This window comes from Brevibacillus sp. M2.1A, from assembly GCF_013284355.2.
In the GTDB taxonomy this organism is placed as follows: Bacteria; Bacillota; Bacilli; order Brevibacillales; family Brevibacillaceae; genus Brevibacillus.
Genome location: NZ_JABSUY020000001.1, coordinates 4,497,641 through 4,523,290, shown reverse-complemented (window position 1 = coordinate 4,523,290; position 25,650 = coordinate 4,497,641). Strand labels below are relative to the sequence as shown.

Below are 25,650 nucleotides of genomic sequence, written 5' to 3'. Positions count from 1 at the left end.
CATTGCTACTCCTTCTAAAAAAGGGTGTGAACGTATGCGTGTCGTCTTAACAGGCGGTGGCACAGGTGGACATATTTATCCGGCGCTTGCGGTGGCGAGGGAAGTTTCCCGCCAAAATCCGCAGGCTGCCTTTTTGTATATTGGCAGTAAAAAAGGCTTGGAAGCAGGTTTGGTTCCGAGATCAAATATTCCTTTCCAATCCGTAGAAATTAGCGGATTGAAACGCAAGCTTTCGTTGGACAACCTGAAGACCTTGTGGAAATTCGTCCGGGCTGTTGGTGATGCCAAGAAAATGCTGCGCGAATTCAAACCGGATGTCGTAATTGGTACAGGTGGCTACGTGTGTGGCCCAGTCGTATATGCAGCTTCTCGCTTGGGGATTCCAACGCTGATCCATGAGCAAAACGTAGTGCCAGGCTTGACCAACAAGTTTCTTTCTCGCTCAGCTACACGGGTGGCTGTTTCGTTCAAAGAATCGCTTGCCCATTTTCCCCCGTCTAAAACGGTACTGACCGGAAATCCGCGTGCAACGGAAGTCATGCATGGTAATGCAGAGGCGGGGCGTAGCTTTTTGGGTGTGGACAATAGCAAAAAAATCGTGCTGATCTTTGGTGGCAGCAGGGGAGCCCGCGCAATCAATGAGGCGGTGCTTTCGGTTGTTACGCAGTTGGGCAAATATGCCGATTCTCATTTTGTATATGTGACGGGCGACGTTCATTATGAAACAATTTCAGCACAGCTTCGTGAACTGGGAACACTTCCAAGTAACATTTCTGTGCTTCCGTTCGTCCATAATATGCCGGATGTTTTGGCAGCGACCCATGTATTGGTTGGTCGCGCAGGGGCATCTACCTTGGCAGAAATTACGGCACTAGGTGTGCCTTCGATCTTGATTCCGTCCCCGTATGTCACGAACAATCATCAAGAGAAAAATGCAAGGGGATTGGAGCGGGCAGGGGCAGCTCATGTTATCGTAGAGCGGGAACTTACCGGAGAGAACTTGCTACTTTCTTTGGAAAATATTCTTGCCAATCCAGCAAAATGGGAAGAGATGAAAAATAGTTCTCTTTCCTTGGGGATGCCGCAAGCAGCTACGGAGATTGTCCGTCAATTAGAGGCGATTACACGAAAAAAATGATCAGATAGGCGATTGTCACGCCGATCTGGGCGAACGCATAGTATGGAGCAAACACGTGAGAAGACTAGGTCCGACCTAGCAAACGTATCAGGAGGTTCACAAATGAAAAAAATCGCAGATGAACTCATGCAAGCAGGAATTGACAAAGTGTGGACCGATGAACCCCTTGCTAATCATACAACGTGGCGGATCGGGGGTCCTGCTGATTTGTTAATCCAACCCAAGGATAAAGCATCCTTGCAAAAAGCCTTGCAGATCATCCATCGTCATGAAATTCCTTGGAGTGTAATCGGGCGCGGTTCAAACCTTCTGGTGAGGGACAGAGGGATACGTGGAGCCGTGCTTAAGGTGGCCGAGGGCTTGAGCCACTGTGAGTTCAGGGGCGAAGAGGTGTGTGTGGGTGCCGGATATTCCATGATCCGCCTGGCGGTGGAGACAGGCAAGATGGGATTAACAGGTATGGAGTTTGCAGGAGGGATTCCTGGTACGGTAGGCGGCGCCGTCTATATGAATGCGGGGGCACACGGATCTGATCTTTCACGTATTCTTATTGATGCCGAGATCCTTTTCGAAAACGGCGAAAGTAAAGTGTTGAGTAACGAAGAACTGAGCTTTAGCTATCGGACTTCTCTTTTGCAAAAGCAAAAAGGGATCGTGCTAGAGGCCCGTTTTCAATTGAGGACGGGCGACCGCAAGGAGATTGCCGCCACACTCGCTGCCAATAAGGAACGACGGCGCAATACGCAGCCGCTGCAGATGCCGTGTGCTGGCAGTGTGTTCCGAAATCCGCCGAATGACCACGCAGGTCGCCTGATTGAAGCAGCTGGGCTGAAGGGCTATCAGATCGGAGGAGCTCAGGTTTCAGAAAAACACTCCAACTTCATCGTGAATTGCGGAGGAGCAACGGCTGCCGACGTCCTCACCTTGATTAATCATGTTCGGAGCACCATTCTCGAGAAAAATGGGATAGACCTGCATCCGGAAGTCCTGGTGGTGGGCGAGGGGTAACACGGAGGTGAAAGTTTGGAGACTTTTGCGATCGAAGGCGGAAGACCTCTGTCCGGTTCGCTTCGGATCCAAGGTGCTAAGAACGCTGCTCTTCCCATTCTTGCCGCTGCAGTGCTCGCGGAAGGGCAATTCTATATCTATGACGTCCCCCATCTAAAAGACATTAAAGTCATGCTCGAAATCTTGACATTGCTTGGGGCGAATACGAAGCATGAGGACGGATGTGTCGATCTGGATACAACGTCTGTCTGTGTCCCGCAGGTGCCGGATGATTTAATGAGCCAAATGCGATCTTCGATTTTTTTGGCGGGACCACTCCTCGCACGGCTGGGTGAGGTCACGATTTCCAGACCAGGTGGATGTGACATTGGAGAGCGCAGGATTGACTTGCATTTAGCTGGATTGACTGCGCTGGGAGCCAAAATCGAAGAATCGGAAGGCTACATTACATTTCGGGCCAAACAATTGCGTGGGTCCAATATCTTTCTTTCCTTTCCCAGTGTGGGCGCGACGGAAAATATCATGATGGCGGCTGTGCTGGCAAAAGGCACAACCCGAATTTGTAATGCAGCACGAGAACCGGAAATCATCGACCTCCAGAATTTCCTGAATGCAATGGGAGCGCGAATCAGAGGGGCAGGCACCGATACGATTGAGATCAGTGGTGTACCTCGTTTGCGTTCCGTCAGTTACCGGATCATACCGGACAGGATTGTGACAGGAACCTATCTGTTGGCTGTCGGTATTTCACAGGGACATATCGAATTGACCAATACATTGCCTGAGCAATTGATGGCATTGATTGAGGTCGCCCGTAGCTGCGGTGTTGAAATCAAGACCCGCCATGATATAATGGAAATCAAAAGCACGTCCCGTCCACGTGCCTACGACCGGATCATCACCTCGCCATATCCTGGGTTTCCGACTGATTTACAGGCGCAGCTGATGGTGTTTCTGTCACAGGCAAGGGGAACGAGTGTCATCAAAGAGACCATTTTTGAAGGAAGATTCAAACATGTGAATGAATTGGCGCGAATGGGCGCCTCTATATACGTAGATCTTGGCTCCGCAATTATTCGGGGTGTCAACAAATTGACCGCTACGAATGTCGAAGCTACTGATCTTCGAGCAGGTGCTGCCTTAGTCCTCGCAGGGCTTGCTGCAGAAGGTATTACCACGGTGAACCAGATCCATCATATCGATCGTGGATACGATCGGCTGGAAGAGCAGTTGCGTCAATTAGGAGCCGATATATCACGAGTATCGATGTAACCGAGGGAGAGTGGGCGGCATAATGTTATGCCGCTTTCCCTGTTTTGTTCAATGACATTTATTCGAAAGACATCCAGTAATTTACTTTGCTCTGGGCAATGAGCCTAAAAAACAAGAGGAAGGGTACGGCCATGGCGGTATATGAGGAACGCATTCCGCAAGTCAAGCAACAACGCCCCAGAAGAAGGGGCAACCGCAAGCTGGTCTTTTTGCTGGTATTGTTTTTTCTTACCATTCTCATCATCGTTTTTATCCGTTCTCCTTACAGTAAGGTGCAAGAGATTCGAGTGACTGGCAATGATATTTATACGACGGAGCAAATCGTTGCTCAATCCGGCTTAGTGAAGGACATGCAGTTTCTAAACGTATGGGAGAACAGTGTACGAAATAACTTGAAACCATTAGAGGCCATTAAAGATGTGACGGTGAGCCGCTCTTTTCCCGGATTGATCACGCTACATATCACCGAACAAAAGCGCGTCGCTTTTTGGAGTGGGCAGGACGGAAGCCGCTATGCCTTACTGGACAATGGCTATGTGCTCAAACAGGTTAATTTCGCCAAGCGTGTAGTGGACAGGCCATTGATTAGCTCCTGGGCCTCACCTGAGCTCCTTCCCCATCTTGCCAAGTCGTTATCGAAATTATCACCAGATGTACTCGCGGAGATTTCGGATATTACACTGACGCCAACGGTTTACGACAAACAACGCGTAACGCTGTACATGCGCGATGGGAATGAAGTAAGAAGCGTCATCTACAAGCTGGACAAGATGATGAACTGGTACCCGGCAATCGTGAAAGAATTGCCGCCAGATACAAAAGGGGTGCTCTCCTTGTTTGAGCAGCCGTGGTTTATTCCTTACGGGGCTCAAGGGGCTATTCCGATACAGGAAGGGCAAGAACAGCCACAGCAGTAAATGAAAAAGGGGAAAGTAGACAATGAGTCGTCGTCGCAAATTTCATTTGTATTTAACCATCGTGACGTTTTCTACCGGCTTTCTAGTGGCCACTTCCTTCGAAACGAACAAGCTTACGCGCAAAGAACGGATGAATGATCAGCTGTTCCAACAGGAAACGCAATTGAATGATCGGATTTTGGCTGAGAAGGAGCAAAATCGGCATCTGGAAAGTCAACTGCTCGATTTGCAGCGTCAGGTGGGAAAAGTGGAAGAGGCGATGGCGGAGCGCAAATCGGAGGCTGCTGATACACTCAGTCAACTGGATGCAGCGCGGATGTTGGCAGGGGTAGTCGCTGTCGAAGGACCGGGTATCGTCATAACGATGCAGGATAGCCAGAATGCAGCGAACAGCGCAGACATCGCGAACTACATCGTGCATGAGCAGGATGTACGTCTGGTCGTCAATGAACTGCGTGCAGCAGGAGCAGAGGCCATCAGCATTAATGGGCAGCGTGTGGTGAGCAATTCCGAAATTCGTTGCATTGGACCTACGATCATCGTAAACGGCATCAAGTCGGCCGCTCCATTCGTAGTAACAGCGATAGGGAATCCCGACACACTAGACAGTGCTTTGAACTTGCCGGGAGGTGTTTTGCACTCCTTGCAAGACTTTGTCCAAATAAGCGTAGCCAAAAAAGAGAAGGTTGAACTGCCTGCCTTTGTTGGTGACGCGAAAACGAAACACTCCTAAATAAAAGGATGCGTTTACCTATGTTACAAAAAAGCCGTAAAATCACATTTATTCTTGCCATCATTAGTGCTATCATAGGTGTGATGTTGACTGTGCAATTACGAAGCAGTCTTCATCCTGTGCATAAAGAGTCTCGCAGCATCGCGGAACTTCGGACCACGTTGCAAAAAGAACTGGAGAAACACAAAAACCTGCTTGCAGACATTTCAAAGTATAATCAGCTGTACTACCAATACGAAACCTCCCTCAGTGAAGATGAAAGTATCTCCGTTATGAAAGAGGAGTTGGCACGGACTCGCCGGATGGCTGGTATGGTAGGGATGGAGGGAGAAGGCATTGTTATTGATGTTGTCGATGCCCCTACGCCTGAAGAACCAGTTTTGGATGAACATATGCCTGTGCCTGTTGTAGGAGACTATACGATTGACGATGAAGATTTGCGCTGGTTGGTAAATATCCTGTTTGCAAACGGAGCACAAGCTGTTTCCATTAATGGCCATCGACTGATTGCTACCACTGCAATCCGCAATGTGGGAGACGTCATCCAAATCGATACCAGGACGATCAGGGCTCCGTATGAGATAAAAGCATTGGGGGAGCCTGAAGTATTGTTGTCCGCATTGAAGCTGGAGGGTGTAGAGGAGAACTTCCAGCTGGCGAATAAAAAGGTGCTGGCAGAAAAACGGGACAAGCTGATGATTTCAGCGAATAACGAAACACGTGTCATTCAATTTATGAAACCTGTGAAACAAAAAGGAGATTCGTAACCATGTGGCTCCCGCTTATCGGACTGATTGTCGGTCTTGTTGTCGGCTTCCTGCTGGATTGGCGTGTGCCCCAGGAGTATAGCAGCTATCTATCAATAGCCCTCTTGGCTGGATTGGATACGATCTTTGGGGGGATTCGTTCGTTTTTAGAGCGTACTTTTAACGTTCGTATTTTCATGTCTGGATTCTTTTTCAACACACTTTTTGCAGCAGGCTTGGCCTTCATTGGAGGGTTCTTGGGGATTGATCTGTATTTGGCTGCGATCGTGGCTTTCGGGGTCCGGTTGTTCAACAATCTCGCTGTCATTAGGAGAATTGTTCTATCCAAATGGATCAATCAGCAAGAATAGCGCGAAGAAAAATGGGAAGATGGTCATTTTTTTACAAAAAATCAATAAGAAAAAAAGGGAATGGTAGTCCTGTGTGGAATAATTTATGCAGGTGTTCTCACTTTAGCAAGAAAAAAGACGTAGCAGGGGAGGTGTCACAGGTTTGGTAAGCAATGAATTCATAGTCAGCCTAGACATTGGAACATCCAAAGTACGCGTCATGATTGGCGAGATCAACAATGGTTCCATCAACATCATCGGCGTCGGACAATCACACTCAGAAGGCATCAAGAAGGGCGTGATTGTAGACATCGACCAAACCGTGCATGCCATCCGGGAAGCGGTTGATCATGCAGAGCGCATGGTTGGCGTTTCAATCGAAGAAGTGTATGTAGGGATCACTGGAAACCATATCGATCTGCATGAAACCCAAGGGGTTGTCGCTGTATCCAGCGAAGACCGTGAGATACGAGAAGAAGATATTCAACGCGTAATTCAGGCAGCGAAGGTCGTGGCTATTCCTCCAGACCGTGAAATCATCGAGGTAGTCCCAAAGGAGTACATCGTTGATGGACAAGGGAGTATTAAGGACCCGCGTGGGATGATTGGTGTCCGACTGGAAATGGAAGGGACCATTGTGACCGGGTTGAAAACGGTCGTACATAACATCGTTCGCTGTGCTCAACGAACCAATCTGCGTGTAGCTGGAATATTCTTGCAACCGCTTGCGGCTAGCACTGTTGCTCTATCCAAAGATGACAAAAATATGGGTGTCGTTCTTGTCGACATCGGTGCGGGTTCTACCACGATCGGTGTATTCGAGCAGGGGAAACTGGCAGCGACCACCGTGATCGGCATCGGTGGCGACCACATTACGAGCGATATTTCACTCGGACTGCGAACGCATACAGATGTGGCAGATCGTGTGAAAACCAAAAACGGCTGTGCCCTTATTGACGAAGCATCCGAAGATGTGAAGTTCAAGGTGAACCGGATTGGCAGTGAAGTCGAAAAACAATTTACGCAAGTGGATTTGGCCAATATTATCGAGCCGCGCGCTGCGGAAATATTCCAATTAGTCGAGGATGCTGTATACAAATTGGGCTATCGCGACGAAATTGCAGGTGGCTATGTTCTTACGGGTGGTACCGTAGCTATGCCGGGCATGTTGGAATTGGCAAAAGAAGAATTGGACGCACCTGTTCGAATTGCGATTCCTGATTACATCGGAGTGCGAGATCCTGCCTACACCACCGGGGTAGGTTTGATTCAATATGCCTTGCAGTTGATGGAGCGCCGCAGCATTCGCGTCACCCCCTCATTCAAGGGCACTCAGAAGCAAACTGTTTCGTCTAAGCCAAAAGCAGAAGGCGGCGGTTTGATGGAAAAAGTAAAAAACTGGTTTAGCGAATTTATTTAATGGAGTTCGCTTTATCGAGCTTAACTACAATGACGAAGACGGGTTTCGATTCGTTCCATTGTGTTTAGTTGACAGGCTTCTGTAGCCACGAAGTTTTCTTATGTTGAATTGGGGAGGACTAGCAATATGCTGGAATTTGATATGGATATGGAATCCTTTGCACGAATTAAAGTTATTGGTTGCGGCGGCGGCGGTAGTAACGCAGTAAACCGCATGATCGCAGGAGGGTTGAAAGGTGTAGAGTTCATCACCTTGAACACTGACGCGCAAGCACTCCAACTCTCTAATGCCGATATGAAGCTGCAAATTGGTGAAAAGCTGACACGTGGATTGGGAGCAGGTGCGAATCCTGAGATCGGTAAAAAAGCAGCGGAAGAAAGTCGTGATTTGATTGAGAACGCTCTGCGTGGAGCTGATATGGTATTCGTAACGGCTGGTATGGGCGGTGGTACGGGTACAGGGGCAGCACCTGTTGTTGCAGAGATCGCCAAGGAGATGGGTGCTCTTACAGTTGGTGTAGTAACCCGTCCGTTCTCCTTTGAAGGTCGCAGACGTTCCCAGCACGGTGAAATCGGTATTTCTGCTTTGAAAGAAAAAGTAGATACACTGATCGTGATTCCTAACGATCGTCTTTTGGAAATCGTTGATAAGAATACGCCAATGCTCGAAGCATTCCGCGAAGTAGACAACGTTCTTCGTCAAGGGGTTCAAGGTATTTCCGATTTGATTGCAACACCTGGCTTGATCAACCTGGACTTCGCTGACGTGAAGACGATCATGACTGAGCGTGGTTCCGCTCTCATGGGAATCGGTGTAAGCAGCGGAGAGAATCGTGCGGCTGAAGCTGCTCGCCGTGCTATTTCCAGCCCACTTCTCGAGACTTCCATTGATGGTGCACGCGGTGTTCTCATGAACATTACAGGCGGTACCAACCTGAGCTTGTACGAAGTAAACGAAGCAGCAGACATCGTGGCTTCCGCATCGGACCCAGATGTGAATATGATTTTCGGTGCTGTGATTAACGAGGAATTAAAGAATGAATTGGTCGTGACAGTTATTGCCACAGGCTTTGAGCATGCTCAACGGGCTCCGGAAGCCCCTCGCCGTCAACAACAGGCGGTCAATACGCCTGGCAATCGTCCGACACCAGTTTCCAATACGAATAACAGCCGAGCGAAGGAAGAAGAGGAAGACAAATCCTTCTTCTCCATGGGCAACCTGGATAATCTGGATATTCCAGCATTCCTGCGCAATCGCCGCCGCAACAAAAACTAAAGTGAAAAACGACTGTCAAAAGCCTTGTTCCCGTCAGTGGGGACAAGGCTTTTTTTCGTTGATTAGCTGAAAAATGTTAGACAAAAAAACCAAAAAAACACCGTCAAGAATTGACAGACTTTACATACACATTGATATATACTGCTTTTACTGATAGAAGTCGTCCTACTATTTACCATTTTTGCTAGGACATATGCTTGCTGCCAAGTCGGTCAGAAGATGAGGGGGAAAGCAAGTGGTTGTGTATCTTGATATCATTCTACTCCTGAATGTAGCTATTGATACCTTGTTACTCTGGTTTACTGCTTATTTTCGTAAAGAGCGCATGGTGTGGTGGAGAATGATACTTGCCTCCCTGTTTGGCTCCGCGTATCTGGTCTTTTTCTTTTTTCCTGTGTTTTCTCCGATGTATCAATGGTGGGTCAAACTGCTCTTTTCTGTCATCATGCTGTGGATTGCTTTTGGGAATAGGAGGTTGTTGTCTTTTGCGCAAAACTTGATCATTTTTTACTTTGTCGCATTTGTGTTCGGAGGAGGAGTGCTTGGGCTACAGTATTTTTTGGCACCGCAGAGTGAAATTGTAAATGGACTGGTTGTCACGCATAATGATGGATTTGGCGTTGGGTTCAAGCCTACTTTGGCGATTGTTTTGATTGGGTTTATCCTGATCTTTTTCCTCGGGAAAAGGAGCTACCGCGCGATTCAGGAGCCGCGAAGAATCGAAACCTTTCTCGTTGATGTCGTCGTTACGTTAGCTGGGGAAAAAGTCATTTGCCGTGGACTTGTGGATACAGGAAACCAGCTCCACGAACCGATTACACGCATACCCGTCATGATAATGGAAAATCGCATGTTCGCACATTTGCTTCCGCCGTCGCTTCTCCGACAAGCCGATGAAAACGGTGGAGTGTGGGAGAAGCTGGACGGATCTTGGGACCATCTGCCGCTGGAATGGCAGTCGCGGGTACGCTTGATCCCGTATCGCAGCGTGTCAAGAGGGATGGATTTTTTACTCGCAATCAAACCAGACCATGTCATGGTCGTGCAAGATGGGATTCGTTTTGAAACAGAACGGGTGCTGATCGGGCTTAACCCCATCCCATTGGCCGCTGACGGTAAGTATCAGGCCATCGTGCACCCAGCCATGATGGAAACTTATGAAGCGGAAGAATCAACCTTTATTCTCAAACAGGAGGGCTAATCATGTATGTAAAACTTCGCCTACAACTCCAGTTGACCTGGTACCGAATCTTGCTCTGGCTTGGTGTACGCGCCGAAGAAGTCTATTATATTGGCGGGAGTGAAGCATTGCCTCCACCGTTGACCAGAGAAGAAGAGGAGCTGCTGCTCGGACGACTTCCGTCCGGTGATCCGGCTGTCCGCGGTATGTTGATTGAACGCAATCTTCGTCTGGTCGTTTACATCGCCCGCAAGTTTGAGAATACGGGAATTAACATTGAGGACTTGGTCAGCATTGGCACCATCGGCTTGATCAAGGCAGTGAATACCTTTGATCCAGACAAGAACATCAAGCTGGCAACATATGCTTCTCGTTGTATTGAAAACGAAATCCTCATGTATCTTCGCCGCAATAATAAAATTCGCTCAGAGGTATCTTTTGATGAACCGCTTAACATTGACTGGGACGGCAATGAACTGTTGCTCTCAGATGTTTTGGGTACGGAGAATGACACGATCTATAAAAACATCGAGGACCAAGTGGATCGAAAGCTGCTGAAAAAAGCACTGGATAAACTGTCTGACCGCGAGAGAATTATCATGGAGCTGCGCTTCGGCTTAGCAGGAGAAGAGGAAAAGACACAAAAGGATGTTGCGGATTTGTTGGGTATCTCACAGTCGTATATTTCCCGTTTGGAAAAGCGAATTATAAAACGGTTGCGAAAAGAATTCAACAAGATGGTCTAACGCATATTTTCCCAGCTTGGGGGGATACTGTTCCTAAACCGAAACAGATGGTGGTTTTTGCCACCTTCTTGGTCGGCTACGCGTCAGTTACGCGGCCTTTCAAGACAACCGGGTTAGGGACTTTTTTCTTGCTTCGAGGAGGGAAAGACGTGACGCGCAATAAGGTAGAGATATGCGGGGTAGATACCTCCAAGCTTCCGGTGTTGACAAACAAAGAGATGCGGGAATTGTTTGAGCGCCTGCAAAGTGGGGAGTTGGCAGCCCGCGAAAAGCTGGTCAACGGCAACTTGCGACTGGTGCTGAGCGTAATCCAACGGTTCAACAATCGCGGGGAGTTCGTGGATGACTTGTTTCAAGTGGGCTGCATCGGGTTGATGAAAGCGATCGACAACTTTGATCTCGGGCAAAATGTGAAGTTTTCCACGTATGCCGTACCAATGATCATCGGAGAAATTCGACGCTATTTACGGGACAACAATCCGATTCGCGTTTCCCGTTCTTTGCGAGATATCGCGTACAAGGCCTTGCAGGTGCGTGACAATCTGACCAACAAACATTCGCGAGAGCCTACCATTATCGAGATTTCTCAGGAATTGAACGTAGCCAAAGAAGATGTCGTGTTTGCACTCGATGCGATCCAGGATCCGGTTTCATTGTTTGAACCGATTTATCAGGATGGTGGCGATCCGATTTATGTCATGGATCAGATTAGTGACGAGAAGAACAAAGATGTCACGTGGGTCGAGGAAATTGCGCTTCGTGAGGGAATGCAGCGGCTAGGTGACCGAGAAAAAATGATATTATCCATGCGCTTTTACGAAGGAAAAACGCAGATGGAAGTAGCAGAGGAAATCGGTATTTCACAGGCACAGGTCTCCCGATTAGAAAAAGCGGCAATTGCCCATATGCAAAAGCACGTTCAATCGTAATGAGAAACCACATAGGTGACCCGGCGGTCTTGTACCGTTCGGGTTTTTTGTACGAGCGGAAGCATTCGTTTTCAATCGACTTACTTTTTGGCAAAGAAGCGGACATATTCCTCTTTGGACTCATATACTGTAAGTAACGGAGAAAAGAAGGTGAGGAAGAATGGTAAAAATCTCTGACTTCCAGACCAAAGAAGTGGTGAATATTCTTGATGGGAAACGGCTTGGGCAAATTTCAGATTTGGAGATCGATCTGCGTCACGGGCGCGTAGAGGCTATCGTCGTACCGGGACCAGGCAAGTTTCTCGGCTTCTTTTCTGCCGGGAACGATTACGTCATTCCTTGGCGCAATATTGTGAAGATCGGGAAAGATGTGGTGCTTGTTCGGATGGAAGAAGCACTTAAAGTTGAAGTAAAAACTTCAGGTGGAGATGAATACTAACGGAGTAAAGGGAGAAAGGCACGGATAGCCTTTCTTTTCTTTTCGGCTATGGTATGATTAGCCATATGAGGAAGGTGACAACATGAGAGAACCATTTGTCAGGGTAGAGGATAAGTCAATCTTATCGTTAACAGAGTGGGAGCATCAATTTCCTGGATTAGTGGCGGGGTTTACTATTCGCTCAGGCGGGGAAAGTGAACAACCGTACGGGTCTTTTAATATGGGGCTGCATGTGGGTGATGAATCTGCGAACGTGGTAGCCAATAGACGCAAGCTGGCAGAACAAGTCGGGATGTCATTTTCGGCGTGGACATGCGCCGATCAAGTGCATGGTAATCAGGTATGCCAGGTTACAGCAGGCGGTGCGGGAAAAGAAAGTCTGGAGGACGTCATATCTGCAACAGATGGTTTGTTTACTCTTGAAAAAGGAGTCATGCTGACCTCGTTTTACGCGGATTGTGTTCCCCTCTATTTTTTAGCCCCCCAATCAGGTGCAATCGGACTTGCACACGCAGGCTGGAAGGGGACAGTGGGCCGTATTGCCGAGGAAATGGTGAAGGCAATGACGAAGCACTATCAAGCAAAGCCAGAGGACATTCTCGTCGCAATTGGTCCATCCATTGGCGGCTGTTGCTATGAAGTTGATGAGCGAATCATGACGCAGGTACGCACTTGTGCAGGCAATTGGGAAAAAGCAGTGATCTCTACCACAGGGGATCGGTATATGCTGGACCTTCGTCAACTGAACACAGCGATATTGCTCGAAGCAGGAATTTCTTCTTGGAATATTTTAGCCACGAATTGGTGTACAAGCTGCAGAACAGACTTGTTTTTCTCTCATCGCAAGGAAGCCGGAATACAAGGAACTACCGGGCGCATGGCTTCTTATATCGGCTGGAAGGAAAACCTATAGAAGAAAGGGAAGGGTTCGTTATGACCAAGGAACAAGAATTGTTAAAAGAACGACTGCAATCCATCGAGGCAAGAATTCAGGCTGCTTGCGATCGGGCGAACCGCAAACGTGAGGAAGTAAAAATTATTGCCGTGACCAAGTATGTCGACGCAGATGCCATTGGGGACTTGCTCGCTGTAGGCGTTGAGAATATCGGGGAAAATCGCGTGCAGGATGCCCTGCCGAAGCACGAGCTACACGGCGATAAAGGGATCTGGCATTTTATCGGGCACCTCCAGACGAATAAGGCAAAAGAAGTCGTAGGAAGATTCCCGTACATCCATTCTCTGGACAGACTTTCTTTGGCACAGGAGCTAAATCGACGCGGTGAAGCGCTGGATCATGTCGTAAAATGCTTTTTACAGATCAATATATCCGGTGAAGAGACAAAATTTGGGCTTAGTCCCAATGACGTATTGGCTTTTTTGCGCGAAACCAGTAATATGAAACATATAAGTATCGTTGGATTAATGACGATGGCGCCTGTTGTCGAAAATCAAGAGGAAGCCAGACAGGTGTTCCGTGGCCTCTATGAGTGGAAGCAACGGATTAACGAGATGGCATTCCCGCACGCACAGGTGGAAGAGCTGTCTATGGGCATGTCTAGTGATTTTGAAGTGGCCATTGAAGAGGGAGCTACATATATTCGTTTAGGATCGGTATTGGTCAAGCCGGAGTAAAGGAAAGCAGACCAAACCACGGAGTAAGAGAGGAGGAAGAGTATGGGTGTTATGAATAAATTGATGGGGTTTCTGGGGTTAGAAAACGAGGAATACATCGAAGAGACAACAACAGTGGAAGAGGAAAGAGAAGAGCAAGAGTCCTCGCACAAACGCCAGCCAGCAATCGGCCGAACTAACAACGTGGTACCGTTTCAAGCACGGGAAAAGGAGGGAATCCGTTTGATTCTCTGTGAACCCCGTCATTACAGTGACGCACAGGATATCGCCGATAACCTGCGTCATCGTAGACCGGTTGTGGTCAACCTCCATCGCGTGGAAAAAGACCAAGCCAAGAGAATTATCGACTTTTTGAGCGGGACGGTCTACGCATTAAACGGCGATATCCAAAAGGTCGGAGACACGATCTTCGTGTGCACGCCCGATCATGTAGATATTCAGGGTACGATCTCCAGTGTGTTGGAAGAGTAGCCAATTAAGACGAATGTAAAAGGGTGAGCCAATGACTGCTGTCATTTCGATTTTAAATTTTGCCTTTACGGTATATCAATACATGATTATTGCTTACATTTTGATGTCATGGGTTCCTCAAATGAGGGGTACAGGCATCGGTCAGTTACTGGAAAGACTGGTTGAGCCTTATTTGGCGCCATTCCGCCGGTTTATCCCACCGCTCGGCTTCATCGACATCTCCCCGATTGTCGCATTGATTGCACTGCGTTTTGCCCAATCTGGCCTGTACGCCATTTTGCAACAAATCATGTTCTAGGCGAGTGAAACGATGAGCATATTTGACCATTTTTCAAAAGAAGAACGTCCCTTTGTTGAACGGGCGCTGGAAATGCTGACGCAAGTAGAGCGGAAGCAGGCCATGCGCCTTACTGATTTTGTAGACCCTAGGCAGTTGATGATTTTTCAGAGTCTATCCTCACAAGTAAGGGATGTGAAGGTTTCTCCTTATGGAGGCTACGAGGGTGCCGAGCGAGTTCGTATTATCATCCATCCGGAGTATATCCCTGTAGAGCCTGATGACTATCGCATTACCTTATTGGCAATCAAGGCTGATCAGCGCTTTCATGTGCTGGAGCATCGAGATGTGATGGGGGCCATGCTGGGTGTCGGGATGAAGCGGGAGAAATTCGGTGATATGCTGACAGATTCAGCTGGCAGCTATGCAATTGTAGCAGAAGAAGTTGCTGATTTTGTCTGTGCGCAGGTGACGCAAATTCACCGGACTTCTGTTCAGTTTGAACGGGTAGAATGGGAGGACTTTACACCTCCTGCTCCCAAGTTTGTTGAAAAAACGATCACCGTACCATCACCGCGAATTGACGCGGTCATCGGAGAAGTACACAATATGTCTCGCGCAAAAGCACTTGTGCCCATTCGAGCGGGAAAAGTAAAAATCAACTGGAAAGTAATCGAGGACCCATCGTATCAACTCCAGATGGGGGATATGGTATCACTTGCAGGATATGGTCGGTTCAAAATTCTTGAGGTAGCAGGTCCAACACGCAGCGGAAGACTCCGCATGATTGTCGGACTGGTTACATAAGATGGACCAAGGCGCAAAAAAATGTAAAATACGGCAGGAAACACTGCTATTCCTGTCGAAATAATTGAAGACGAATTATCGGGAAAAGTGGGGGGTTCATGTGCCATTAACGCCGTTAGATATACACAATAAGGAATTCAGCACAGGCTTTCGTGGGTATAATATTGACGAAGTGAACGAATTTCTCGATCAGGTGATCAAAGATTTTGAGCTCTTGATAAAAGAGAAAAAAGAACAGGAAGAGCGCGTAGCTATTCTGAATGAGCGCGTAGATTACTATAAGAGTTTGGAAGAAAATTTGAGCAAGTCGATTTTGGTGGCGCAGGAGACAGCGGAGGATGTGAAGTCGAATGCCCGCAAGGAAGCGCAGCTCATCTTAAAAGAAGCCGAGAAAAATGCAGACCGAATCGTCAACGAAGCATTGGCGAAGTCGCGCAAAATCGCAATCGAAATCGAAGAATTAAAAAAACGTGCTTCGGTTTACCGTATGCGCTTTCGTACGCTTTTGGAAGCGCAGTTGGAAATGCTGGAAAATGGCGACTGGGACAGCATTGAACAGCCACAAGTTGATTCCCCTGTAACAGTTGAATAAATCATTGACGTTCGAGCAATGATGGTATTATAATGAAAGACAACTTTTTCGAAATAAAGCACTTATAGAAGTTGAACACACTTAAACAAATCATAGACGATGAACGGGAAGAGTACGTGAGCCAGCACTGCCTAGAGAGTCGGGAAAAGGTGAAAACCCGGCCAGTTGCTTTCGCAGAAAATCACCCGGGAGTTCAATATCCGAAAACCGAGAACCTTGATGGTTGCACAGGTGAGTAAGTGAGCGCGTCATTCCCGTTACGAATGAGTGAAGTGGAACGAATCCGATGCAGGCTTTTTTGTCGTACGGGTTTGTTCAATCAGGGTGGTACCACGGGAGCTTTCTCTCGTCCCTTTATGGGATGAGTGAAGGCTTTTATTTATTTAAGGAGTGAATCAGGCCATGGATTACAGCAAAACCTTAGCGCTACCAAAAACAGATTTCCCCATGCGCGGAAATTTGCCAAGCCGCGAGCCACAGATGCAAGCGGTATGGGAAGAGCAAAATATTTACCAACAAGTGTTGGATCGTACAAAAGACCGCCCGTCTTTTGTCTTGCATGATGGCCCTCCATATGCGAATGGAGACATCCATATCGGTCACGCACTGAACAAAATCCTCAAGGATTTCATCGTTCGTTACAAATCCATGGCAGGCTTTTACGCGCCGTACATCCCAGGCTGGGATACACATGGTTTGCCGATTGAGCAAGCGATTATCAATGCACAAGGGCTGGATCGTCGCAGCATCGAAGTGAACGATTTCCGCCAACGCTGTGAAGAGTATGCTTGGTCCTATATCGACAAGCAACGTGACCAATTCAAGCGTCTGGGCGTTCGTGGAGATTGGGAAAACCCTTATGTAACACTCCTGCCTGAGTATGAAGCCAACCAAATTCGCGTATTCGGCGAAATGGCGAAAAAGGGCTATATTTACAAAGGTCTGCGCTGCGTGTACTGGTCTCCGTCTTCTGAGACGGCTCTGGCTGATGCAGAAATCGAATACAAAGACAAGCGCTCTCCTTCTATTTACGTCAGCTTCCAGGTAGCAGATGGAAAAGGCAAGCTGGACACAGAAACAGGCGTTGTTATCTGGACAACGACTCCTTGGACATTGCCAGCAAACCTCGCGATCAGCCTGCACCCTGAGCTCGAGTACAACGTCGTGAAGGTGGATGACCGCAAGTTCCTGGTAGCCAACGGTCTGATTGAAGCTGCGAGCAAAGAAATTGGCTGGGAAGGCGTAGAGATTCTCTCGAGCTTTAAAGGTCAAGATCTGGAAGGCGTAGAGACTCAGCATCCGTTCTACGATCGCAAGTCTCCGCTCATCCTTGGCGAGCATGTCACCTTGGATGCAGGTACTGGTTGCGTTCATACTGCTCCGGGACACGGCGAAGATGACTTTAACGTTGGTCAAAAATACAATTTGGGTGTCCTTTGCCCGGTAGATCACGAAGGTAAAATGACCATTGAAGCACCAGGCTTTGAAGGTCTGTTCTATGAAGATGCCAACAAAGTGATTACGGAAAAGCTGAAAGAAAATGGAGCACTCTTGAAGCTCAATTTCTTCACGCACTCCTACCCACATGACTGGCGTACGAAAAAACCGGTTATTTATCGCGCGACAGAGCAATGGTTCGCATCTATTGACGGATTCCGTGAGCAAATGCTCGAAGCGATTAAAAATGTAAAATGGATTCCTCATTGGGGAGAAACTCGTCTGGCTAACATGATTGCGGATCGTGGAGACTGGTGCATTTCCCGTCAGCGTGTATGGGGTGTACCGATCCCAATCTTCTATTGCAAATCGTGTAACGAACCGATCATTAACGATACGACGATCAACCATGTTGCTGATCTGTTCCGCAAAGAAGGATCGAAAGTATGGTTCTCCCGTGAAGCGAATGAGCTGGTTCCAGAAGGGCTTTCTTGCACCAAATGCGATTGCAAGGATTTCCGCAAAGAAACGGATATTATGGACGTTTGGTTCGACTCCGGCTCCAGCCATCAGGCTGTTTTGCGCGAAAGAGGGATTGCTTGGCCAGCGGATATGTATCTGGAAGGCTCTGACCAGTATCGTGGCTGGTTCAACTCTTCTCTCTCGACGGGGGTTGCCGTATATGGCACAGCTCCTTACAAATCTGTCCTGAGCCACGGTTTTGCATTGGATGGGGAAGGACGCAAAATGTCCAAATCCCTTGGTAACGTCATCGTGCCACAACAAGTTATTGACAAGATGGGCGCAGATATCTTGCGTCTGTGGGTAGCTTCTGTTGATTATCAGGCTGATGTGCGCATTTCCGATGCGATTCTCAATCAGATCGCTGAGGTGTACCGCAAAATCCGCAATACGTTCCGCTTTCTGTTGGGTAATTTGGATGGATTTAATCCAGCAACAGACCGCGTAGCGTACGAAGAGCTGGGTGAGCTGGACCGTTATGTTCTGGCGAAAGCGGCAAAAGTCGCGAAGCGCGCACGCAAAGCGTATGATGAATATCAGTTCCATACTGTATTCCATGCCGTTCACAACTTCTGCGTTATTGATTTGTCCGCATTCTATCTGGACATTTGCAAGGATCGCCTGTATGTAGAAGCACCTGACAGTCTGAAGCGCCGCGCTGCACAGACAGTAATGTACGATTGCTTGCTCAGTCTGGTGAAGCTGGTTGCTCCACTGTTGCCGCATACAGCTGATGAGGTGTGGGCGTTCATTCCAGGAGTGGAAGAGAAGAGTGTGCAATTGACGGATATGCCAGAAGGCGACGAGCAACATCTCAGCTTTGCAGCAGAAGCAGAGAGCAAATGGGATGCTTTCCTGGCGATCCGAGACGAGGTTCTCAAAGCCATGGAAGAAGCGCGCCGTAACAAGGTGTTCGGTAACTCTGTTGATGCGAAGCTGGCTCTGTACCCACAAACGGAAGAAGTTGCGAAAACATTGGCAGCAATGGACGATCTGGCTGACCTGTTCATCGTCGCTCACGTGGATGTATACAGCGCTTCTGCTCCGGCAGAGGCAGTACAACTCGAAGGAATTGCTGCTTTGGTCTCTGCCGCAGACGGTGGAAAATGCGAGCGTTGCCGCGTAGTAAAACCAGATGTTGGCACTCGCGAGTCGCACGCTTCACTCTGCGTACGTTGTGCTGATATCGTAGAACAACACTACGCACATGTAACAGAATAAACACGTTGATCAACCTGTCATTCCCTTAGGGGGTGGCAGGTTTTTTGCTGGTCATATTTCCTTCGGGACCAAGACATACTACCTGTTGAGGAAACCAAACAAAGGTGGTGTACAGCGTGGACCAAAAGATGGTGGCCAGCTTCCGGGAAAAGCTGCTGGAACAGAAAAAAGAACTGGAAGACCGCGTACAGGACCATTATGGCATGAGAGAACCGATGACAACCTCTTTGCAGGAGTTTGCCATGTACGATAATCATCCGGCAGATATCGGCAGTGAGATGTTTGAACGGGAAAAAGATTTGGCTCTTGATAGTCTCGATCGTGAGACATTAAAAGAGATTGATCAGGCGCTACTGCGTATGGAGGAAGGCACCTACGGCCTCTGTACGGTCTGTGGAGAGCAAATACCTGTGGAGCGACTGGAAGCATTGCCTCAGGCACAAACGTGCAAGGAGCACGCACCAGCGCCGATAATCAATGAGTCGCGTCCGATTGAAGAGGAGTTTTTGCAGCCACCCTTCGGACGAACGTCTTTGGATGAAAAAGAAGGACAGAACGGATTCGACGGTGAGGATGCTTGGCAAATTGTCGAGGCATGGGGGACATCCAGCACTCCTTTTTCGTACCAGGAACCTGACAAGACAGATTACGAAGAAATGTATATCGAGAGCAATGAGCCGGATGGCTTTGTTGAAGCCGTAGAGGAGATCGGTTACACCGATATTGAAGGCTATCACGGACCGGACAGTGTGCATTTTATGAGAAGCGGGACGTATGAGGAGTACATGAGAAAGGGAGAAGGGAAGGGCAACTTCCTCTCCTATGACGATTATGAGGGAGAGCAAGCCGAACGAGAGGGCATAGATGACTACTCATGACCAGGTAGAGATTTCAGACCTGCAAATTGAGCGCGTGGAAACGTATCCGCTGCTTCATCGTCTATCGCAAGCTTACGGTGATGCGAATGGGTACAAGCGTTATCGTACTAGTTATCTCATTCGGATTATCACACGGTCTGGAGTAGATGGCTGGGGAGAAATTATCGATTGGCTGCCAACGCTGCACAAGGGCTTTTGTGAGCGCATTATTCCGTACTTGCTGGGTAAGCAGGTGGATAACAGAGTAGCGATTGTCGATGTCATAGGAAAGTGGCATCAGCGATCGGCTTCAGGTGTCAGTATGGCACTTACGGAAATTTTGGCGAAAGTGGCGGGGCTATCTGTGTGCCAACTGTGGGGAGGCCAGATTCATTCTGGCATCCCGGTATATGCCTCCCTCCAATCCTACCGGGAAACGGAAGACTGGATGCAACAGTCATGGAAGCAAGTCAGCCAGCAAGTCGACGATGGCTTCAAGATGGTGAAGGTAAAGATTGGCGGACGCTCTGTTCTTGAGGATCAGACGCACATCGAAAAACTGATGAATTTGCTTCCCGAAGAAATTCTAGTAGCAGTAGATGCCAATCAGAGCTACGACTGTGCGACTGCAAGGAAGTGGGAGCGGCTTTTCTCCCGACATGGCAATTGGCTTTGGCTGGAGGAGCCGATGCCTATGGATCGTGCAAAAGAATATATCAAGCTTCGTTCATCATTATCCATCCCGCTTGCTGGCGGAGAAAACTTGATCCGTTGCGCACAGTTTTTGCCCTTGTATGAGGGGGGAGCCATTGATATTGCACAGCCTGACCTGATGCATACGGGGGGCATTGACGATTATCGAACGCATTTGCAAATGGCCCGTCAGTTTGGTTATCGCGTGTCTCCGCATTCCTTTGATGGCTCGCTGGCAAGATTGTATACGTTATTTGCACAAGCTTGCTTGCTGGCATGGACCAAGATGGATAGCCATCCCATTGAGCCAGTCGAATGGGACGTCATGGAGAACCCGTTTACACAATTATTTCCGCTACGACCCAGAAACGGCGAAGTGACTCTTCCTGCTGGCGTGGGAATAGGCGTTGAACCTGACTGGGAGATTATGAACGCGTTGCGCTGGGACGGAAGCGCTTATGCGTAGGATAAGGAGTTTCGTATGGCACAAAATGCGAAAAACCTGATTGGGCTTGTCGGGGTTCCATTAGTTATGGTGCTGGGCAACTCTATGCTGATCCCTGTACTGCCTACCATGAAAACGGAAATGAAGCTCACCTCCTTACAGTCGAGCTTATTGATCACCGCTTTTTCGATTGCAGCAGGTATTGTTATCCCTTTTGCCGGCTATTTGTCGGATCGATTCGGGAGAAAAATTGTCATTATCATCTCGCTTGCCCTGTATGGTCTGGGTGGTTTACTCGCAGGGCTTGCCGCGCTGTGGCTGGATCAACCTTACATGGCTATCATGGGAGGGCGTGTGTTGCAGGGGATCGGAGCCGCTGGGACAGCCCCTATCGCGATGGCGTTGGTAGGGGATTTGTTCGATGGCGCCTCGGAGAGTAGGGCATTGGGGCTCTTGGAGACATCAAATGGGATGGGAAAAGTATTAAGTCCGATTTTTGGCTCCTTGCTTGCTCTCATCTCTTGGTACATGGTCTTCCTAGCGTTTCCGATTATTTGCGGTGTCGTCCTCCTGATGTTTTTATTTCTGACCAAGGAAAAGAAACAGGAGAAGAAGCCGCTCCCCGTCAAGCAGTACATGCATTCAATCGCGCAAGTGTTCAAGCAGCATGGAAAATGGCTTGTCCCCGCGTTTTTTATAGGGAGCATCTGCTTGTTCACGTTGTTTGGTGTACTGTTTTACCTGTCTGATTTATTGGAGGAAAAATACAAGATTGATGGTGTCATCAAAGGCTTCTTTTTGGCGATTCCTTTGCTCGTGATGAGTATAGCGGCATATGTGACAGGGATTATCATTAAAAAGAAGCTGAAGCTGATGCGTCTGTTTGTGATTATTGGCATGTTTTTGCTGGCTACGTCTTATATTCTGGCCAGCTTTGTCCAAGGGGCTTATGTTCTGATAGGCATTTTGGTCATCGGCAGCGTGGGGACGGGGATGATTTTACCGTGCTTGAACTCCATGATCGTTGGGGCCGTACAAAAAACAGAGCGGGGCATGATTACTTCTTTGTATAGCGGAGTCCGTTTTATCGGTGTTGCGATCGGCCCGCCTATTTTTACCTGGTTGCTGGGAATTTCTCGGACGGTCATGTTTTTATCAATTGCAGGGTTATCGCTCGTTTTCGCTGTAGTTGCGATCTTTTTCTTGAGACCCAAGCAGGGCGAGCAGCAAGGACAGGGTACAAAAAATAGCGAAACGAAAGCATGGCGGCAAATATCAGAGGTACTGGGAATTGAACCAGAAACGGTACATGAGGAACAACGTGAGAGAGCCATTAAAAAGTATGGTTTTGATCCAAATGAGCTCGTCAAGCGTGTATTGTCGGGAAAAAAAGAAAAGGAAAAACAATAAACAGGCTGTCTCTGTCGGTTATTCTCACCGAATACAATGTCGGAGAGCGACAGGGACGAGCCTGTTTATAATGGCTAGGAGTCAGCGAAGGGATGGCGTAAAGCTCGTTCGAGTGCGAGCGGATACACATCATCTTGCAGAATGCGGCTAAACTCCGGATTGCCTTTTACATCTCGCGGGATATCCGCAAACACAATGGTGGCAAGCACGTCTGAGCCGCTTGGCTGGCTTGTATAATGCGCTACCTTGGCGATATAAATATCTTTTCGCATCGAGTCGTCGATGGTGTACTGTCCGATGCGCTCAATCCCTTCCAGTATGGCGCCGGTTTCTTCGTAGACCTCACGAACTGCTGCAGACAGGCTGTTTTCTCCTGCTTCTACTTTTCCCCCTGGTAGCTCCACACCGCGTGTACGATGGCGAGTAAATAACAGCTTTCCTTGATAAAAAGCGAAGATCAGCACGTGACCTGCTTGGTGGTTACGATACTCTTCTGGGGAAAAGGTTAGCTTGACAGGTAAGCCGAAATCGTCGTAAAAAGCGTACATGCAAAGCGCTCCTTCTACAGGCTCATTGATCTGTTAGTTTGAATTTGCAAGGAAATATGTTTGACTGCCTTCATTGCTTGCCCAACTGCCAGAGACAAACTCGCATAAGCAGCCCCGTTGCTCACGTCTCCGACTGCGTATATCCATGGAGAGTGGACTCGTTGATACAAGTCCGTTTGCAAGTACTTATCGCCAAACGTGTCCAACCCTTCGAGACCATCTGTGTTTCCATGAACACCAATTCGCGGCAGAATCCAATCCACTATGATTGCCTGCGGGTTGTTTTCGCGCGTAGTGGTGAGTGTCAGAACAGTCCGTGCCTCTTCTTCCTGATAGTCGCTGACTTGTGTTTCCCACAGGACTTGGATGTTGGGGAGGCCTGTGATTTTCTTTTGCCATTCGGGACGAGCACGCCAACGATTGCTCCGAACCAACAGATAGACTTGTCGGGCATGCGAACTCAAATTTGCTGCACTTTCTAATGCGCGATCTCCTCCGCCAATAACGGCGATATCTTGCCCGGCGATGGTATGCGCTTGGGCAGTTGTAGAAAACCAAGGCGACAGGACGCTCGGACAATCAGCTAAGGCCGGTATTTCATTCCAGCCAACTCCTGTGGCGATGAGTAAATAGTCGGCACGATAAACGGATTTCGAAGTGGTCACCTGTTTCGTTTCCTGATCAATGGAAAGAATGGTTTCGTTCAATCGTATGTTTTGCTGCTGGATGAAAGGATGTGCGATCAGTTCCTTTACAAGGGCAGCTCCCTGGTCATATACAAGGGGCGGAAAGTCGGTAATCTCGTTGTAAATGTGATGCAGTTGGCCGCCGAGTCTATCCGTTTTTTCGATAAGAAGACAAGAAAGACCTAATCGTTGGCACCATATTGCTGCGGACAACCCTGCGATGCCGCCACCTGCGATCAGCACCTGTATGTGTTCCACTCTCAAGTCCCTCCGATTCCCTTATTCATCTATCTGATTTTCCTCATTTTTAGACTACCTGTTTCGATTGGCAAGTGCAAGAACTCAGAGGGAAAACCGATCGAGTTGGATCGGCATGATTCTACAATTTACCGGAAGATTGTGGTAAAATGAGACGAAAGTTTTCCAGAATATATTGAAAATGAATAGCCCAAAGCACTATGGACCTCGTGATAGTAAAAGGAGTGAACCGAACGTGCAAGCCAAGAATGACAAGCCTCAAGCTCCTGCAAAACAGCCGCGTAAACGGATCAAGCGTGGCAAGCGAAGCAAGCGGATGTATCTGCTCTTGGCGGGTTGCTTATTCCTCTGTTTGTTGGCCGTAGGAGCAGGTTTCGCCCTCAACCAGGTAGACAAGACGCTGGAGATCGTAACAGCTGACCCTTACAAGCTGCCGGATCAACCTGTAGTAGAAAAGCCGTATGAACAAAAGAAGTCAATCGCCTTTGTCATCGTTGGAGTGGATACGCGCAAAAACATCGGTATGTTAAACACGGATGTTCTGATTGTCGCAGTCGCCAATCCCGTTACACAAAAGCTGAGCATGGTGTCATTGCCCCGTGATACCCGCGTTCAAATCCCAGGATATCCAGGCTATCACAAGGTCAATGAAGTATTTGCCTTAGGGGAAAATATCAGGAAAGATGCGGAAATCAAAGGGAAGCCTGTCACAGAAAATGGCATGACGATGCTCAAAAAAACGTTGAATCACATGCTGGGGATCTCGGTCGAGCATTATGTGCAGCTTGACTTTGAAGGTTTCACAGCGGTTATTGACAAGCTGGGCGGAATTACGGTTGACGTAGATCGCGATCTCGTATACGAATTGCCCAAGCAAGGGGTATACCGCAATTTGAAAAAAGGGAAACAAGTATTGAACGGAGAGCAGGCACTCGGCTTCGTCCGTCATCGCATCGACCGGCGTGGGGACGCTTACAACTCGAGCGACTTCGATCGCAACCGCAGACAGCAACAGGTGATTCGTGCTGTAGCAGAAAAGAGCATGTCTATGGATGGATTAACGAGTTTGACAGCTGTGCTGGATACCGTTGGCAAACATATCAAAACCGATCTGTCGACAGACCAAATAAAAGGATTGGCGCTCGATTTTGCCAGCTTTTCGTCAAGCAACATGGTTACTTTGGATAATGGGGCGATCTGGAGCTCTCCTTATTCCTTGTGGCCGAGGGAGAACATGCAAGCGGTTCGAACTGCCCTGCAAACAGAGGTGGGTGCAACTGGACCGAGCGAACAGCTCAGTGATGCAGCGGTAGCAGAAGTAGCCAAGGTCGAAATGAAAGCGGAGAAGAGAACGCAGGCTCCGAAGCCCAAGCCCACAACAAGTACAAAAGAGCAGTCAAAAACACAAAAACCAACGACACCATCAAAACCTGCTCCAGAACCAACCCAGGAGCCTGTGACACCGCCGACTATACCAGATGGCAATGGGGGCGAAACCAATCCTGCGCCGACGGATAGTAATATGCCGCCACCAGATATTTTGGCCCCGCCTGCACCGGCGACAGATAGTGCTGACATCGGGCAAACTGGATGATCTTGAGCACACCCCCAGGCAAAAGCACATATTCTATCGTACATAGA

26 protein-coding genes and 1 other annotated feature are annotated in these 25,650 nt (G+C 48.4%); of the genes, 24 read left to right on the top strand and 2 right to left on the bottom strand.

Annotated elements, in window-relative coordinates; genetic code table 11:
• The first annotated feature begins 34 nt into the window (after positions 1-34).
• From murG to HP567_RS21605, 23 genes are all read left to right on the top strand, one after another.
• Positions 35-1,138 carry an undecaprenyldiphospho-muramoylpentapeptide beta-N-acetylglucosaminyltransferase gene (gene murG, locus HP567_RS21715; protein ID WP_173608209.1) on the top strand — a complete coding sequence of 368 codons (1,104 nt, stop codon included), beginning with the start codon at positions 35-37 and terminating at the stop codon, positions 1,136-1,138.
• 102 nt (positions 1,139-1,240) lie between these two features.
• On the top strand, positions 1,241-2,146 hold the full coding sequence (murB, locus tag HP567_RS21710) for a UDP-N-acetylmuramate dehydrogenase (RefSeq protein WP_173608208.1): 906 nt from the start codon (positions 1,241-1,243) through the stop codon (positions 2,144-2,146).
• A 15-nt stretch (positions 2,147-2,161) separates the two neighbouring features.
• Positions 2,162-3,418 (top strand): UDP-N-acetylglucosamine 1-carboxyvinyltransferase, encoded by a 1,257-nt coding sequence (murA, locus tag HP567_RS21705; protein ID WP_015892094.1) that lies wholly within the window; start codon positions 2,162-2,164, stop codon positions 3,416-3,418.
• Between the two features lie 131 nt (positions 3,419-3,549).
• Positions 3,550-4,335 carry a cell division protein FtsQ/DivIB gene (locus HP567_RS21700; protein ID WP_173608207.1) on the top strand — a complete coding sequence of 262 codons (786 nt, stop codon included), beginning with the start codon at positions 3,550-3,552 and terminating at the stop codon, positions 4,333-4,335.
• Positions 4,336-4,357: 22 nt separating this feature from the next.
• On the top strand, positions 4,358-5,068 hold the full coding sequence (locus tag HP567_RS21695) for a DUF881 domain-containing protein (RefSeq protein ID WP_173608206.1): 711 nt from the start codon (positions 4,358-4,360) through the stop codon (positions 5,066-5,068).
• A gap of 20 nt (positions 5,069-5,088) precedes the next feature.
• A complete protein-coding gene (locus tag HP567_RS21690; protein ID WP_173608205.1) occupies positions 5,089-5,835 on the top strand; it encodes a DUF881 domain-containing protein in 747 nt (248 codons plus the stop codon).
• Between the two features lie 2 nt (positions 5,836-5,837).
• Positions 5,838-6,185 carry a small basic family protein gene (locus HP567_RS21685; protein WP_007717721.1) on the top strand — a complete coding sequence of 116 codons (348 nt, stop codon included), beginning with the start codon at positions 5,838-5,840 and terminating at the stop codon, positions 6,183-6,185.
• A gap of 142 nt (positions 6,186-6,327) precedes the next feature.
• Positions 6,328-7,584 carry a cell division protein FtsA gene (ftsA, locus tag HP567_RS21680; RefSeq protein ID WP_173608204.1) on the top strand — a complete coding sequence of 419 codons (1,257 nt, stop codon included), beginning with the start codon at positions 6,328-6,330 and terminating at the stop codon, positions 7,582-7,584.
• Positions 7,585-7,710: 126 nt separating this feature from the next.
• Positions 7,711-8,859, top strand: coding sequence for a cell division protein FtsZ (gene ftsZ, locus HP567_RS21675; RefSeq protein ID WP_106783052.1), 1,149 nt, complete (start codon positions 7,711-7,713; stop codon positions 8,857-8,859).
• 235 nt (positions 8,860-9,094) lie between these two features.
• Positions 9,095-10,060, top strand: coding sequence for a sigma-E processing peptidase SpoIIGA (spoIIGA, locus tag HP567_RS21670; RefSeq protein WP_173608203.1), 966 nt, complete (start codon positions 9,095-9,097; stop codon positions 10,058-10,060).
• Between the two features lie 2 nt (positions 10,061-10,062).
• Positions 10,063-10,785, top strand: coding sequence for an RNA polymerase sporulation sigma factor SigE (sigE, locus tag HP567_RS21665; protein WP_007717727.1), 723 nt, complete (start codon positions 10,063-10,065; stop codon positions 10,783-10,785).
• 149 nt (positions 10,786-10,934) lie between these two features.
• Positions 10,935-11,714: an RNA polymerase sporulation sigma factor SigG gene (gene sigG, locus HP567_RS21660; RefSeq protein ID WP_007717728.1), complete on the top strand. Its 780-nt coding sequence runs from the start codon at positions 10,935-10,937 to the stop codon at positions 11,712-11,714.
• 160 nt (positions 11,715-11,874) lie between these two features.
• The gene (locus tag HP567_RS21655; protein ID WP_015892085.1) at positions 11,875-12,153 is read left to right on the top strand and encodes a YlmC/YmxH family sporulation protein; all 279 of its coding nucleotides are present in this window, start codon (positions 11,875-11,877) and stop codon (positions 12,151-12,153) included.
• A gap of 82 nt (positions 12,154-12,235) precedes the next feature.
• Positions 12,236-13,066, top strand: a complete 831-nt coding sequence (pgeF, locus tag HP567_RS21650; protein WP_173608202.1) for a peptidoglycan editing factor PgeF — start codon at positions 12,236-12,238, stop codon at positions 13,064-13,066.
• A 20-nt stretch (positions 13,067-13,086) separates the two neighbouring features.
• On the top strand, positions 13,087-13,785 hold the full coding sequence (locus HP567_RS21645) for a YggS family pyridoxal phosphate-dependent enzyme (protein WP_087348010.1): 699 nt from the start codon (positions 13,087-13,089) through the stop codon (positions 13,783-13,785).
• Positions 13,786-13,827: 42 nt separating this feature from the next.
• Positions 13,828-14,256: a cell division protein SepF gene (locus tag HP567_RS21640; RefSeq protein ID WP_173605318.1), complete on the top strand. Its 429-nt coding sequence runs from the start codon at positions 13,828-13,830 to the stop codon at positions 14,254-14,256.
• Positions 14,257-14,287: 31 nt separating this feature from the next.
• Positions 14,288-14,554, top strand: a complete 267-nt coding sequence (locus HP567_RS21635; RefSeq protein ID WP_173608201.1) for a YggT family protein — start codon at positions 14,288-14,290, stop codon at positions 14,552-14,554.
• A gap of 12 nt (positions 14,555-14,566) precedes the next feature.
• Complete coding sequence (locus HP567_RS21630) at positions 14,567-15,340, top strand: YlmH family RNA-binding protein (RefSeq protein ID WP_173608200.1); 774 nt, start codon at positions 14,567-14,569, stop codon at positions 15,338-15,340.
• A gap of 100 nt (positions 15,341-15,440) precedes the next feature.
• Entirely contained in the window at positions 15,441-15,932 is a 492-nt protein-coding gene (locus tag HP567_RS21625; protein WP_007717747.1) for a DivIVA domain-containing protein, read from the top strand.
• A gap of 90 nt (positions 15,933-16,022) precedes the next feature.
• Positions 16,023-16,289, top strand: a binding site (T-box leader).
• Between the two features lie 45 nt (positions 16,290-16,334).
• Complete coding sequence (gene ileS / locus HP567_RS21620) at positions 16,335-19,112, top strand: isoleucine--tRNA ligase (protein ID WP_173608199.1); 2,778 nt, start codon at positions 16,335-16,337, stop codon at positions 19,110-19,112.
• 104 nt (positions 19,113-19,216) lie between these two features.
• A complete protein-coding gene (locus HP567_RS21615) occupies positions 19,217-19,990 on the top strand; it encodes a TraR/DksA C4-type zinc finger protein (protein WP_173608198.1) in 774 nt (257 codons plus the stop codon).
• Complete coding sequence (locus tag HP567_RS21610; RefSeq protein ID WP_173608197.1) at positions 19,977-21,128, top strand: mandelate racemase/muconate lactonizing enzyme family protein; 1,152 nt, start codon at positions 19,977-19,979, stop codon at positions 21,126-21,128. The genes HP567_RS21615 and HP567_RS21610 overlap by 14 nt, the downstream gene beginning before the upstream one ends.
• A 15-nt stretch (positions 21,129-21,143) precedes the next feature.
• The gene (locus HP567_RS21605; protein ID WP_173608196.1) at positions 21,144-22,517 is read left to right on the top strand and encodes an MFS transporter; all 1,374 of its coding nucleotides are present in this window, start codon (positions 21,144-21,146) and stop codon (positions 22,515-22,517) included.
• Between the two features lie 74 nt (positions 22,518-22,591).
• Here HP567_RS21605 and HP567_RS21600 read toward each other — a convergent pair whose 3' ends face one another.
• A complete protein-coding gene (locus HP567_RS21600) occupies positions 22,592-23,065 on the bottom strand; it encodes an NUDIX domain-containing protein (RefSeq protein WP_173608195.1) in 474 nt (157 codons plus the stop codon).
• 14 nt (positions 23,066-23,079) lie between these two features.
• Entirely contained in the window at positions 23,080-24,009 is a 930-nt protein-coding gene (locus tag HP567_RS21595; RefSeq protein WP_173608194.1) for an NAD(P)/FAD-dependent oxidoreductase, read from the bottom strand.
• Between the two features lie 235 nt (positions 24,010-24,244).
• Here HP567_RS21595 and HP567_RS21590 point away from each other — a divergent pair, with 235 nt between their 5' ends.
• The gene (locus HP567_RS21590) at positions 24,245-25,603 is read left to right on the top strand and encodes an LCP family protein (protein ID WP_173608193.1); all 1,359 of its coding nucleotides are present in this window, start codon (positions 24,245-24,247) and stop codon (positions 25,601-25,603) included.
• Positions 25,604-25,650: the final 47 nt, after the last annotated feature.